We start from the raw sequence: 13,285 nt of genomic DNA, 5'->3' as shown, positions 1-13,285 counted from the left end.
GTTGTCTGATAGGTACCGTAAATATCAACGCCTGCAACAGCAGGCGTCAGTGAAACAATCGGCTCAGTTTACGCATCCGGAAAAGAATAGCTACCGCCAGATGTTACATAGAGTTATCCCGCAGCAAACGCTCGACCACCCGCTGGGCAAGCAGCGCCTGTTCGCCGCCGGTTTCCGGCGCGCTCTGATTGGCGACGGCATCAAGGAAATGCCGCACCGCACCGTCGAAGCCGCGTTGCACCAGCGTGCTTTGCCAGCCCGGCACCGGTTGTTCCAACTCGCCCTGCGCATCTTCACGCAGCCAGTGGCGCATATCGGTCAACTGATACAGCGCGCCGTCTGTCACCGCCTGCACGCTTTCGCGCTGGCTGCCGCCGCGGCGATGCATGCTGGTCGTCACCTGCGTATCGCCGCAGGCGAAGTGATGCTCGGCGTACAGCATTTCGCCTGCGGCGTTGGCGCGCACGCTGCCGCTCAGCAGTTGCTCGCCGCCGCCCGCCAGCCACAGCGCCGTGTCCACCACGTGCAGGTAATCATCCAACAGGGTAAAACGCAGATCGTGCGGGCCGACGCTGTCCGCCCGATGTTTATCCATGCGAATGGAGGCCGGCTGGTTCATTTGCTGCTTGAGCTGCCGGTAAAGCGGCGCGAAACGCCGGTTGAACCCCACCATCAACGTTTTGCTTCGCCGCTCGGCCAGCTCAAGCAACTGCTCGCCCTGCTCCAGCGTCTCCGCCAGCGGTTTATCGACGTAAACGTGCACGCCGCGGTTCAGCAGCTCGCCTATTACTGAAAAATGGCTGGCGGTGCTGCTGTGAACAAAGACCGCGTCGCACTGTTCGGCCAGGCTGTCCAGCCGGGAGAAACAGGCCATGCGGTAGCTGTCGCACAGCGGCTGCGCTTTTTGCTGATTGGGCGAAAAACCGCCCACCAGCGTCCAATCCGCCGCCTGGCCGAGGATTGGCAGATAAGCCTTCTGCGCGATACTGCCCAATCCCACCACGCCTACACGCAATTTAGTCATTCGCATCCCTCACCAACAGATGTTGCAACTGCCGTTTCAGTTCCGCCACTTCGCTTTCCAATGCGCTAACCCTGGCGCTCAGTTCGCCGTCGAACTCGGATTCGAACGCCGCCGCCGGCGCTTCATCAATCTGGCCGCTGAACAGATGCATGAATCGGCTTTCGCGCTTGCCCGGCTCACGCGCCAGGCGCACCACGAACGGGCCATCTTCTCGCGTGGCCAGCTGTTGCAACACCTGTTCGACCTCGTTGACATCACTGAACTCGTGCATCCGATTGGTACGGGTGCGCAGCTCGCCGGGCGTTTGCGCGCCGCGCAGCAGTAAGGTGGCGATCACCGCCAGTTCGGCGGGCGTAAGTTTCAGTTGGCCGAACTCGGAGTTGCAAAACCGCTGTTCGTACTTCACTACCCGGTTGCCGAATCCGCTGAGGGTGCGCAATAAATGTTTGCGCAGCAACAGATCGAGCAGCTGCTGCACTTCGCTTTCGCTCAGATCCATCACCGGTTCACGGTTGGTTTTTTGGTTACATGCCAGCGTAATGGCATTCAGCGAAAGCGGGTATTGATCCGGGGTCGTGACCTGTTTTTCCAACAGGCAGCCGATAACCCGAGCCTCTTTGGCGTTCAATTCATATTTCATCGTTTGGCCTCAACGTGGGGGTAGCCACTCTTTATTGGTGTATGCCGTCAAAACGTGGTCTTGCCACTGGCCGTCGATCAGCAGGTAATCCTTGGCGTAACCTTCGCGTTCGAATCCCAGACGCGTCAGCAATGCGCCACTGCGCTGGTTGTGCGGCATATAGTTGGCCATGATGCGGTGCATGCGCTGTTGGCGCAGCATATAGCGGATGGCGGACTGCAAGGCTTCGAACATCAGCCCCTGTCCCTGCCATTTCTCCCCCAGCGAATAACCGAGGAAACAGGCGTGAAACGAACCGCGCAGCACGTTGCTGAAGTTCGCCACGCCGCGCACTTCCTGCTCTTCTGGATCGAGCAGGATAAAATAGTAGGCGCTGCCCTGCTTTTGCATTTCAGCGATCATCCCCAGACGCGCCTGCCAGCCGGAAGGATAACAATGGCTTTCGTCGCGTACCGGCTCCCAGGGTTTGAGAAAGGCTCGGTTCTCGGCATAATAATCCGCCAGACGATAGGCATCCCGTTCATGCACTAAACGGACCACCATCCGGTCGGTAGTAAGACGTACTTTTGGCGATGCAGAGCGGTAGCCGAACATCATTTCCCCCGCAGTCAAAACGGTTCGATAAGAAGTATTTATTGGGAAGCCGCGTGGATAATCATCCGATGCCGATCTGATGGCATGATTTTATTTTGCCAATAGCGCTTCAGAACCGCACTTCCCTGCATTCAATATAACCGTAGCCCGCCCCCGAGGTAAAACCTCGGTCGCTCAGTAAATCGCCGAATACGCGTTTTACGGCGTTTTTCCGCCCATTTTGCAGCACAGGTAACACCTTGACGATAAAAAAATATTATCTACTCCGCCCCTGTCGCCGTCCGGCAATTGGGTAGAGAATGGTGGGGTTGCCTTCCCCCTCTCTCTTAATTGCTCATGGTGATGCATGTCTCTGGTGTCGCAAGCGCGCAGCTTGGGTAAATATTTTCTGTTGCTCGACAACCTGCTGGTGGTTTTAGGCTTCTTTGTCGTTTTTCCGCTTATTTCGATCCGCTTCGTCGATCAATTGGGATGGGCGGCGCTGATCGTCGGCATCGCGCTGGGTTTGCGTCAGCTGCTGCAACAAGGGCTCGGCATCTTTGGCGGCGCCATCGCCGATCGCTTCGGCGCCAAACCGATGATCGTCACGGGCATGTTGCTGCGCGCCGCCGGTTTCGCCACCATGGCGATGGCCGATGCCCCCTGGATCCTGTGGTTCTCTTGCGCACTGTCCGCCCTCGGCGGCACGCTGTTCGATCCGCCGCGCACCGCTTTGGTGATCAAGCTGACCCGCCCGCACGAACGCGGCCGTTTTTTCTCGCTGCTGATGATGCAGGACAGCGCCGGCGCGGTCGTCGGCGCGCTGATCGGCAGTTGGCTGCTGCAGTACGACTTCCACTTTGTCTGCTGGGTCGGGGCGGCGATCTTCGTGCTGGCCGCCGGCTGGAACGCCTGGCTACTGCCGGCTTACCGCATCTCAACCGTGCGCGTGCCGATGAAAGAAGGCATGCTGCGGGTCGTGCGCGATCGCCGCTTCCTCACCTATGTCCTGACGCTGACCGGCTACTATATGCTGGCGGTACAGGTGATGCTGATGCTGCCGATCGTGGTCAATGAAATCGCCGGCTCACCGGCGGCGGTGAAATGGATGTATGCGATTGAAGCGGCGCTGTCGTTGTCGCTGCTCTATCCGCTGGCGCGTTGGGGAGAAAAACACTTCCGGCTTGAGCAGCGCCTGATGGCGGGCCTGCTGCTGATGACGCTCAGCCTGCTGCCGATCGGCCTTGCCAGCAGCCTGCAAGGCGTGTTCACGCTGATCTGCTGTTTCTACCTGGGTTCGATCATCGCCGAACCGGCGCGCGAAACGCTGAGCGCTTCGCTGGCCGATCCACGTGCGCGTGGCAGCTATATGGGCTTTAGCCGCCTTGGTCTGGCGCTGGGTGGCGCGTTAGGTTACACCGGCGGCGGCTGGATGTACGATACCGGACGCACGATGAACATGCCGGAGCTACCCTGGTTGCTGCTTGGGGCAGTGGGCTTCGCTACGTTGCTGGCGCTGTACTGGCAGTTCAGCCCGCGGCGCAGTGCATCGATGATGCTGCGCGGCGGTTAACGCCATAGAAATCCGGCCGAATCGGCAACAGCTGCTATCCTGTTAGTAAAAACCCCCACAGGAGCCCGTCGGCATGAGTGAAGAAGCAAAATTACCGCAACTACTCGAACATATGATACTGAACTTGCGCATGATTTATGCGCGTTCCACCCTGGTGGAAAAGGCCCTGGCCCATATCCTCGCCAGCGACGCCGGCCTGAAAAACGATATTATCAAACAGCTGCAGGTCGTCACCGCCGCCAACGAACGTGACAAAATCGACCTGGAAGAAGCTCGCATTCACCTGATCGATGTGCTCAACTCGGTACCGGCCAAGAAATAACGCCCCCTAGCCCGCGCCGGTGCGCGGGCAATATCGCAATAACGCACCATCCAACACACGCACGTCAAGACAGCCTCGATAAGCTGTGGTAACTATTGCTGTTAAAACCTGACAACCCGGAGCAAGCATGAAACTGTTCATTTACGATCATTGCCCATTCTGCGTTAAAGCCCGCATGATTTTTGGCCTGAAACGTCTGCCGATTCGTCTGGTCACGTTGCTCAACGACGATGAGACGACTCCGTTCAATCTGATCGGCCAAAAAATGGTGCCTATCCTGGTCAAAGACAACGGCGAAGCGATGCCGGAAAGCCTGGATATCGTGCGCTATGTCGATAACCTGGACGGCAAGCCGGTGCTGACCGGCCGCACCAACCCGGCCATTGCCGAGTGGCTGCAGCGGGTCGGCGGGTACAGCGCAAAATTGCTGTTGCCGCGTATTGCGCATGCCGATTTCGAAGAGTTCGCCACCGACAGCGCCCGCCGTTATTTTATCGATAAAAAGCAGGGGTCAATCGGTGATTTCGCCGAGCATCTCGCCAACAGCGCCGATCTGATCGCCCAGCTGGAGGCCGATCTGCAAACCCTGTCACCGCTGATCGTCTCCGCCGAAGCGGTAAACGGCGAACTGTCTGAGGACGATATCCACCTGTTCCCGCTGCTGCGCTCGTTGTCGATCGTCGCCGGGGTTGCGCTGCCGGAGAACGTGGAAACCTACCGCAACCGCATGGCGCAGCGCTGCGAGGTGCCGTTGCTGCTGGACATGGAACAATAACGTTTGAATAACCCAAAGGATAGGGCGTACTGATGCTGAAAATGGTGCTCGCCACCGCTCGCGATCGGGCGCGGCTGAAGGAAATTACCTCCGTTCTGATTCGTTACGGCCTGCAAGACGTTCTGCGTCTGCTGGGCCTGGGGGCTTTGCTGCGCGGCGCCCGCGCTGGATCCGCCCAACAGGACGCACAAACCCTGCCCGAGCGGCTGCGCGAAGCGCTCGAGGCGCTGGGCCCGACCTTCGTCAAATTCGGCCAAATCCTGGCCACACGTTCTGATCTTCTGGATCCGGCCTGGACCGACGAACTGGATCGCCTGCACAGCCAAGCGGCGGTATTGCCATGGGAGACACTGGCGCCGCAAATCATCGCCGATCTGGGCGGCGAACCCGAGCAGCAGTTTGCCGAATTCGATCGCACGCCGCTGGCGGCGGCGTCGATGGCGCAAATCTACCGCGCACGCCTGCACAACGGCGAACAGGTGGTGGTGAAAGTGCTGCGGCCCGGCCTGGCGAAAACCATCCATGCCGATCTGCGGCTGCTGGCCTCGCTGGCGGAAACCGTGGAGCAGCAGAGCCCCGCGTTGGCGCGCTATCGGCCGCGGCAGATGGTCAGAGCGCTGGCGACGGCGCTGAATCATGAGCTGGATTTGACTCACGAAGGGCATAACTGCGATCGCGTCGCCGGGATGTTCGCGCATGAACCCGATGTGGTCGTGCCGAAAATCTATTGGCAATGGTCTTCCCCGCGCCTGTTAGTGCAGGAGTACTTGCCCGGCACCGCGCCGGAGAACCCTCAGCAATTGGCGGCGGCGGGCTTTGACGGCCCACTGCTGGCGCAACGCGGCGCGCGCGCCTTTATGAGCATGGTGCTGGAGCATCGGTTGTACCACGCCGATCCTCACCCCGGCAACGTCATGGCGCTGAGCGGTGACCGCGTCGGCTTTATCGACTTCGGCATGGTGGGCCAACTGTCTGAGCGGCGGCGCAATCAGTTGCTTCTGCTGCTGCAGGCCATTGCCGATCGTCAGTCCGAAGGCATCGTCAACACGCTGATCGCCTGGTCGGACAGCGAACCGCTGGATCTGATGGATCTGGAGCTGGCGGCGCAAAACTTTCTCGACAAACAGGCCGCCGCCACCCTGACGTTGGGCAAGGCTCTGACCGACCTGCTGGTGATGGCGCGTGAACACCAGTTGGCGCTGCCGCCCGATCTGGTGCTGCTGTTCAAGGCGTTAATCACCGCCGACGGCGTGCTGCACCGATTGGATCCCGCCTTCGACATCGTCGCCACGCTCAAACCGATGCTGCAACAAACGGTGCTGCAACGCTATGCCCCTGACGCCGTGCGCCAACGGTTATTGGCCCTGGGCGGGGAAGCGCTCGACGCCGGGGAAGAACTGCCGCAAACCCTGCGGCTGTTGGTGCGCCGCCTAAAACGCGGGCAGCTCAATGCCGATATCAACGTCAGTAATCTCGGCCAGTTGAGCAAAGCGCTGGAACGCGCCGCCGTCACCCTGGCTATCGCCATTGTCACCGCCGCTTTCGCCCTGGGCCTGGCGCCTTATCTGATGCACTCCTCACTGCAGTTGTGGGGCATTCCGCTGTTCCCGCTGTTGGGGGCCGCGGCCTGCCTGGCCGGCGTGATCCTCCTGGCGCTGCGATTGCGGCGCTGACGCTTTCGGCGTTATCCGATAGGTGTCGCCCGTTTTTGCGCGCACTATCCTCTGCACATCGCTGCCTGCCGTTTTCACGCGCAGGCGGAACGTTTATAATGATTAATCAATTATCTGCAGCACTTTTCGCCAGCAGTCGCAATGAGGCATTAATGAAGAAGATCCTGATGGGCGCAGCCGCCCTGCTGTTCGCCGGCGTATTGGCCGGTTGCAATCAACTGACCCAGTACACCCTGAGCGAGCAGGAAGTGAATGATTACCTGCAGAAACATAACGACTATCAGAAGCAGATCGGCGTGCCCGGCCTGGTGGACGCCAACATCGTGCTGACGCAGCTGCAAAGCCAGATCGGCCGCAGCGAGCCGGGTAAAGTCACCCTTTCCGGCGACGCCAAGGTCAACATCACGTCGATTCTCGGCCCGCAGGCGGCGGATCTGAAGCTGACGCTGAAAGCGCAGCCGGTTTACGACCGCGCACAGGGCGCCATTTACCTGAAAGACATGGAACTGACCGATTACAGCGTGCAGCCGGAAAAAATGCAGACGGTGATGAAAGCGCTGACGCCATATCTGAACCAGTCACTGAAGTCTTACTTCGACCAAAAGCCGGCTTATGTGCTGAATCCTGACAACAGCAAAACCGAAGCGCTGGCGAAAAAACTGGCGAAAGGGTTGGAAGTGAAACCGGGTGAATTGGTGATTCCGTTCAGCGACTGACGCCGTCCGGGGACATCAAGCCCGCCGCCAGGCGGGCTTTTTATTGCCAAAAAAGCGTTACTGTGGCGCGCTGTAGGCGATTTCGCCGGTGTTGCAATTAAGCGTCACGTTGTAGGTTTTATCTGCCTTGGTGCCACGCACCGTCAACGGCACCTGCCACACCTGATCCTTGCCGCTGATGGCATCCGGGCTGACCCAGGCGATCGGGGTGGCGGTGCCCAGCAGCTTTTTGTCCGATTCCCAGCGCGTGATGCGGTTCTGCAAGAAGTCGCGCTTGACCTGGGCGGCGATATCCGCCGGCTGCAGACCCGCACACTGCCCCACCTTGGCGGCGCGCTGCTCGTGATCCTGCGCCCACACCGCAGTCGATGCTCCCATCATGGCCAACAAGGCGATAGCCAAACCCGTTTTTTTCATGTCTCCTCCCGTTGTGATTAGCGCTATCCGGGCGCCCATCCCTGGCTCACAACAGGGTTTCGGCAAAGGGTTTACCGTTTGACGAACTCGATGACAAACAGCGCATCCAGGCCCGGATAGATTTCCTTGATCACCTGCTTCAGTTCGCCGAGCGACATGTTCTCCTGCTGTGCGTGGCGTTCAGTCAGCGCGTCCAGGCGCACCGGCGTTACCGACAGCACTTCGATAAAGCAGAAAAATACGCCGTCTTCATTGCGGCTTACGCGCAATACCTCGCCCGGTTCGAAGTGCGACTCACTGGCATCCCGAATGGTGATGGTTTTGCGCCCGGCCAGAATATCTTGCTCAAAGCGGCTGAAGAAAGTTATTTCACGGCTCATTTTAGATCCTTTTTCATCACAACACCGCAACATAAGTCATTATGCCGCTTGCTTTTCTGACGCAGATCCCTCTTTTGAGTTAGAGGCCGCTTTTTTCGCTTTCGCTTCCGCCGGTTTCTTGAGGGTTTCCGCCGGTGAAGCGCCGCGCAAAATCAGACCCAGCGCATCTTTATTCTCTGCCAGGAAGAAGCTCAGCCCTTCACGCTGTTCGTCGTCCAGGTTCAGCGGCGCCTGTTGCAGCCACTCTCCGAGGTTATCCGCCAGATCCAGCATTTTGTCGTAGGCGTCGGCTTCTTTCTTGCTCGCGAAAGTCATTTTTTCCTCACCGTTTCTCACCACCACATATTTAACTTCAACCGCCATGCGTGCGTCCTCAAATACTCAAATAACTGTAATTACATACAGTATAAATAGATAATGGCGGGAGGGCAAACCGCCGCCCGCCTTCGGCTTATTTCAGCAGCCGCACCTTGCAGCTCTTGCCTTTGATTTTGCCCTGTTGCAGCTGTTGCAGCGCCTTGCGCGCGCTGGCTTTACGGATCGCGACGTAGGCATGCACCGGGAACATGTCGATCTTGCCCACTTCCGCCGCCGTCAGCCCGGCATCGCCGGTCAGCGCGCCAAGGATATCGCCGGGACGGATCTTGGCCTTGCGGCCGCCGTCGATGCACAGCGTCACCATCTCTGCCTCCAGCGAGCCGTTGGCCGCCCCGCTCAGCTCGGACACCGGCGCCCAATCGACGGTCATCTGCAGGTAGTCTTCAATCGCATGCGCCCGCGCCATCTCCTGCGGCGTGCACAGGCTGATCGCCAGCCCGCTCATGCCGGCGCGGCCGGTGCGGCCGATACGGTGCACATGCACTTCGGGATCGAACGCCAGTTCGTAGTTAACCACCAGCTCCAGCTCTTTGATGTCCAGCCCGCGAGCGGCGACGTCGGTCGCCACCAACACTCGGCAACTGCGATTGGCGAAGCGCACCAACACCTGATCGCGGTCGCGCTGCTCCAGATCGCCATGCAGCGCCAGCGCGCTGATGCCGCGGGCCTCCAGGGCCTCAAGCACTGTCTGACAATCGCGCTTGGTATTGCAGAACACCACGCAGGACGCGGGTTGATGGTAGCGAATGGCCGACACCAGGAGCGCCGGACGCTGCTCGCGCGTAGTCTCATAAAAGCGTTGTTCGATAGCGGTCTGCGCTTCGTCATCGTCCACTTCGACGCTCAGCGGCTGACGCTGAACACGCTCGCTGATGCGTTCGATGCCCGCCGGATAAGTGGCGGAAAACAACAGCGTCTGACGCTGCGGCGGCGTGTAGCTGATCACATCGTCGATATCGTCGGCGAAACCCATATCCAACATGCGGTCGGCCTCATCCAGCACCAACACCTTCAGCTCGTCCAGCAGCAGCGTTTTCTTGCGCAGATGCTCCTGAATGCGCCCCGGCGTCCCCACCACGATGTGTGGCGCGTGCACCAGCGAGTCGAGCTGCGGCCCCATCGGTTGGCCACCGCACAGCGTCAGAATTTTGATGTTTTGCGTGAAACGCGCCAGGCGACGCAGCTCTTTGCTCACCTGATCGGCCAACTCGCGAGTGGGGCAGAGCACCAGCGCCTGCGTGGCAACCTGAGTAACGACGATGTTATTCAGCAAGCCAATGCCGAATGCCGCCGTTTTGCCGCTGCCGGTTTTCGCCTTGGCGCGCACGTCTCGCCCTTGCAGGATAGCGGGCAACGCGGCGGCCTGCACCGGCGTCATTTTGGCGTACCCCAGTTCGTTGAGGTTGGCCAACTGTTCGGCTGGCAGAGGCAGGGAAGAAAAAGAAACTGTGCTCACGGCGATAACTCTTATATGACGAATGGAATGGCGGCGCGCCCGCAGGTTGGCGCCGAATCAGCGGTAAATGATAACAGAGATGGGCGGCGTTACGGGCAGCGGGCATAAAAAAACCCGCCGGCGGCGGGTTTCTTGGCGGCTCAGTCGTTAAATCGCAACGACGTTGGCTGCAGCTGGGCCACGTTGGCTGTCCTGGATGGAGAATTCAACCCGCTGGCCTTCAGCCAGAGTCTTGAAACCATCGCTAACGATAGCGGAAAAATGAACGAAAACGTCTTTAGAGCCGTCGGCAGGCGTGATGAAGCCGAAACCTTTGCTTTCGTTGAACCATTTAACGTGACCAGTGATCTTGCTCATTTGTGTTTCCTTTACTTGATAAACCTGCCTTGACGGCACGAGACACGAAAACCTTGCTATATATAGGCCTTCTTTCGCCGTCGCTTATTAACGCACAATCGCCCAGGCAGGGCAAATATTTCTGCTTGTTATAAAAACAGTAAGTTAGCAACAAACCTGGCGCGGTGGCTGTGAACGCAATCGTTTTCGTATATACTGCCCGCCGATCATCAATCCGCTTACTTTCACCGATCCAGGTACGAAACTATGTTAACGATTGGAACCGCCCTGCGCCCTTCCGCCACCCGCGTTATGTTGCTCGGCTCCGGGGAGCTGGGTAAAGAAGTCGCCATTGAATGCCAGCGCCTCGGTCTGGAAGTGATCGCCGTCGATCGCTATGCCGACGCCCCCGCCATGCATGTGGCGCACCGCAGTCACGTCATCAATATGCTGGACGGTGACGCGTTGAAAGCCGTTATCGAACAAGAGCGGCCGGACTATATCGTTCCCGAAATCGAAGCGATCGCCACCGCCATGCTGGTGGAACTTGAACGTCAGGGCCACCGCGTGGTGCCCTGCGCCGAAGCCACGCGCCTGACCATGAACCGCGAAGGCATCCGCCGTCTGGCGGCGGAAGAACTTGGCCTGCCCACCTCCAGCTATCGCTTTGCCGACAGCGAAGCGGCTTTCCGGCAGGCGGTCGAACACATCGGCTACCCGTGCATCGTCAAACCGGTGATGAGTTCTTCCGGCAAAGGGCAAAGCCTGATCCGCGCGCCTGAGCAGCTGCAAAGCGCCTGGGATTACGCGCAACAGGGTGGACGCGCCGGCGGCGGCCGGGTGATCGTCGAAGGGTTGGTAAGATTTGATTTTGAAATTACGTTGCTGACCATCAGCGCCGTGGACGGCGTACATTTCTGCGAGCCGATCGGCCATCGTCAGGAAGACGGAGATTATCGCGAATCCTGGCAACCGCAGCGCATGTCAGCCACGGCGTTGAGCCGTGCTCAGGCTATTGCGGAGAAGGTGGTGAAAGCCCTGGGCGGGTTCGGCCTGTTCGGCGTGGAGCTGTTCGTCTGCGGCGACGATGTGATCTTCAGCGAAGTGTCTCCGCGGCCGCACGATACCGGCATGGTTACGTTGATCTCACAGGATCTGTCCGAGTTCGCCCTGCACGTTCGCGCGTTTCTCGGGTTGCCGATTGGCGCCATCCGCCAGTTCGGCCCTTCCGCTTCGGCGGTGATCCTGCCGCAGCTCACCAGCAGCGATGTGCGTTTCAGCGGACTGGAAAATGCGCTGCGCGGGCACAACCAGCTGCGCCTGTTCGGCAAACCGGAGATCGCCGGGCAACGTCGTTTGGGCGTAGCGCTGGCGACGGCGAACACGACGGAACTGGCGGTGGAGCAAGCGAAACAAGCCGCCGCCGCCGTGACGGTCAACGGCTGATACTCACGGGGCCGCTTGCGCGGCCCCGATAACGTCAATAGTCTTCGTCTTCTTCAGCATCGTCATCCCGCGACGCCTCCGGTGCGGCCTCATGTTGCTCGTCTTCGTCATCGAACAATACCGCAACCTGAGCACCCTGATGCTTCTCGCGAATTTCCTGCGCAACGCGAGCAATGGCCTCACCGCTGCTCATGCCCTGCTCCATCAGTTGATGGATGCGATCCGCCGCTTCCTGCTGCTCCGCGTGATTCAGTAATGGCATACCTGCATGCATGTGTCGTTCTCTCCGGCAAAAGGGAGAAGGAGTATACGCGCTAACGCGGCGGATCCCAACGTCTGGTGTGTCAGGCCGGTTGCGAACAGCCGTTATCGTTGCGCCACTGCTTCAGGCGATGCCGCCACAGCATGACATGCCACCCCTGCTTCAGGCCGCGCGCATTGGCGAACATCGCTCTGTCGATACCGCGCTGATAGAACTCTTCGGTGATCTGACTCTGAGCGGCCGGTTCCGGCTCGCGACGAATGCTGTGGCAAATGCCCAGCGCTTCGCGGGTGATTTGCCAATGGAAAGCCGGACGAATGACGATAGTGCCCGCATAGCGCTGGTTGAGCCGCTCCAGCATGTCGACGATTTTCATATAGTGGCGTTGATACTCCACGTTCGCCTTACCGATGCGACGACGATTACTGATCGACTTGTCGTGCACCCGTTGACGGTACAGCGGCGTACTTAACTATTTGACCCGTTTGGCATTAAACATAACTTCTGTCGTCCAGGGAATATCCTGGTGATGTAACCCCGGCTCGAAATAAAGCCGATGCTGGCGAATAAAGTCGAGGCGATATATTGCCAGCCATACAACGTGAATAAACTTTCGCGATTTCAGCGCACGTTCAAACCACTGCACGCCACTGATCACATCGGTGGTACGCAAACGCGCCTCGGGAAAAATCGGCTGCAATTCATCTTGGCTGGTGAAATAGCGCTCGCCATTACATTGCATCACGTCTAATTGGTGTTTTTCCGCCTGTTCCAGCAGCGTGGAATACATCTCCGGCGCCAGCAAGTCGTCGGCATCGGGAAACGCCACATATTTGCCTTGGGCAACGGCAAGCCCGGCATTACGCGCGTTAGAAACACCGGCATTGGCCTGATCGATCACACGAATATGCGGATGTACCGCCGCGTAACGGTGCGCGATATCTCCTGAACCGTCAGTGGAACCATCGTTGACGATGATCACCTCCAACCGTTGCTCGCGCTGGGCCAGCAGCGAGGCCAGGAAAGGCTCCAATAATTCCCCCGCATTGTGCATCGGGACGATCACGCTCAGCATTAACGACATAGTCAGCTCTTCAATGATAATGTAACAAAATAATAATTTTATTTTCTAAAAGACTCATTCGGCCTGCGTAGGCTTGGGATAGGCGTGAAACACTGCAAATTCCCGCGCCGGCTAATGGGACCGAACTGGCCTTTCTTTCTCAAACCCACGCCAGAAAAGCGCTGAGTAATTAAGCCATTAATTCCAAAGGGCGGCGACGTTGCTAAAATCGGGCATAGCAACATCTCCCC

The 13,285-nt window shown here is 58.8% G+C and carries 15 protein-coding genes and 1 pseudogene; 6 read left to right on the top strand and 10 right to left on the bottom strand.

Annotation, left to right across the window (positions count from 1 at the left end; genetic code table 11):
• Positions 1–103: 103 nt before the first annotated feature.
• From L085_RS14680 to rimJ, 3 genes are read right to left on the bottom strand one after another with little or no spacing between them, the layout of a single operon-like run.
• On the bottom strand, positions 104–1,024 hold the full coding sequence (locus L085_RS14680) for a Gfo/Idh/MocA family oxidoreductase (RefSeq protein WP_044031062.1): 921 nt from the start codon (positions 1,022–1,024) through the stop codon (positions 104–106).
• Complete coding sequence (locus tag L085_RS14675) at positions 1,017–1,664, bottom strand: DUF480 domain-containing protein (protein ID WP_044031061.1); 648 nt, start codon at positions 1,662–1,664, stop codon at positions 1,017–1,019. Before L085_RS14675 ends, L085_RS14680 begins: the two co-directional genes overlap by 8 nt.
• A gap of 9 nt (positions 1,665–1,673) precedes the next feature.
• Positions 1,674–2,258 (bottom strand): ribosomal protein S5-alanine N-acetyltransferase, encoded by a 585-nt coding sequence (gene rimJ, locus L085_RS14670; protein ID WP_004929636.1) that lies wholly within the window; start codon positions 2,256–2,258, stop codon positions 1,674–1,676.
• A gap of 346 nt (positions 2,259–2,604) precedes the next feature.
• Between rimJ and mdtH the strand changes: the two genes are divergently transcribed.
• The 5 genes from mdtH to L085_RS14645 all read left to right on the top strand — a co-directional run bounded on the left by mdtH (position 2,605) and on the right by L085_RS14645 (position 7,296).
• Positions 2,605–3,810 (top strand): multidrug efflux MFS transporter MdtH, encoded by a 1,206-nt coding sequence (mdtH, locus tag L085_RS14665; RefSeq protein WP_033632833.1) that lies wholly within the window; start codon positions 2,605–2,607, stop codon positions 3,808–3,810.
• 73 nt (positions 3,811–3,883) lie between these two features.
• Entirely contained in the window at positions 3,884–4,132 is a 249-nt protein-coding gene (locus L085_RS14660; RefSeq protein WP_004929632.1) for a hypothetical protein, read from the top strand.
• Between the two features lie 127 nt (positions 4,133–4,259).
• Complete coding sequence (gene grxB, locus L085_RS14655) at positions 4,260–4,907, top strand: glutaredoxin 2 (RefSeq protein ID WP_015378146.1); 648 nt, start codon at positions 4,260–4,262, stop codon at positions 4,905–4,907.
• Positions 4,908–4,939: 32 nt separating this feature from the next.
• The gene (locus L085_RS14650) at positions 4,940–6,580 is read left to right on the top strand and encodes an AarF/UbiB family protein (protein ID WP_044031060.1); all 1,641 of its coding nucleotides are present in this window, start codon (positions 4,940–4,942) and stop codon (positions 6,578–6,580) included.
• A 152-nt stretch (positions 6,581–6,732) separates the two neighbouring features.
• Complete coding sequence (locus L085_RS14645) at positions 6,733–7,296, top strand: lipoprotein (protein WP_004927555.1); 564 nt, start codon at positions 6,733–6,735, stop codon at positions 7,294–7,296.
• A gap of 57 nt (positions 7,297–7,353) precedes the next feature.
• Here the strand turns inward: L085_RS14645 and yebF are convergent, their stop codons facing one another.
• The 5 genes from yebF to cspC all read right to left on the bottom strand — a co-directional run bounded on the left by yebF (position 7,354) and on the right by cspC (position 10,284).
• Positions 7,354–7,713: a protein YebF gene (gene yebF / locus L085_RS14640; RefSeq protein WP_004927560.1), complete on the bottom strand. Its 360-nt coding sequence runs from the start codon at positions 7,711–7,713 to the stop codon at positions 7,354–7,356.
• A gap of 71 nt (positions 7,714–7,784) precedes the next feature.
• Entirely contained in the window at positions 7,785–8,093 is a 309-nt protein-coding gene (gene yqfB / locus L085_RS14635; RefSeq protein ID WP_004927562.1) for a N(4)-acetylcytidine aminohydrolase, read from the bottom strand.
• Between the two features lie 39 nt (positions 8,094–8,132).
• Positions 8,133–8,456: a YebG family protein gene (locus tag L085_RS14630; protein WP_004927565.1), complete on the bottom strand. Its 324-nt coding sequence runs from the start codon at positions 8,454–8,456 to the stop codon at positions 8,133–8,135.
• A gap of 88 nt (positions 8,457–8,544) precedes the next feature.
• Positions 8,545–9,927: an ATP-dependent RNA helicase DbpA gene (gene dbpA / locus L085_RS14625; RefSeq protein ID WP_031299688.1), complete on the bottom strand. Its 1,383-nt coding sequence runs from the start codon at positions 9,925–9,927 to the stop codon at positions 8,545–8,547.
• A gap of 147 nt (positions 9,928–10,074) precedes the next feature.
• Positions 10,075–10,284, bottom strand: coding sequence for a cold shock-like protein CspC (cspC, locus tag L085_RS14620; protein WP_044031059.1), 210 nt, complete (start codon positions 10,282–10,284; stop codon positions 10,075–10,077).
• A gap of 246 nt (positions 10,285–10,530) precedes the next feature.
• On the opposite strand from cspC, the gene purT reads away from it, so the two are divergent.
• Complete coding sequence (purT, locus tag L085_RS14615) at positions 10,531–11,709, top strand: formate-dependent phosphoribosylglycinamide formyltransferase (protein WP_004927575.1); 1,179 nt, start codon at positions 10,531–10,533, stop codon at positions 11,707–11,709.
• A 34-nt stretch (positions 11,710–11,743) separates the two neighbouring features.
• Here the strand turns inward: purT and L085_RS14610 are convergent, their stop codons facing one another.
• Both L085_RS14610 and L085_RS14605 read right to left on the bottom strand, forming a co-directional pair.
• Positions 11,744–11,983 carry a YoaH family protein gene (locus tag L085_RS14610; RefSeq protein ID WP_015378151.1) on the bottom strand — a complete coding sequence of 80 codons (240 nt, stop codon included), beginning with the start codon at positions 11,981–11,983 and terminating at the stop codon, positions 11,744–11,746.
• Positions 11,984–12,053: 70 nt separating this feature from the next.
• Positions 12,054–13,055 (bottom strand): annotated as a pseudogene (locus L085_RS14605) (glycosyltransferase).
• Positions 13,056–13,285: the final 230 nt, after the last annotated feature.

It is taken from the genome of Serratia sp. FS14 (genome assembly GCF_000695995.1).
GTDB classification, from domain to species: Bacteria; Pseudomonadota; Gammaproteobacteria; order Enterobacterales; family Enterobacteriaceae; genus Serratia; species Serratia nematodiphila.
Note: the sequence above shows the minus strand (reverse complement) of the source record. Positions and strands in the feature narration are given on the sequence as shown.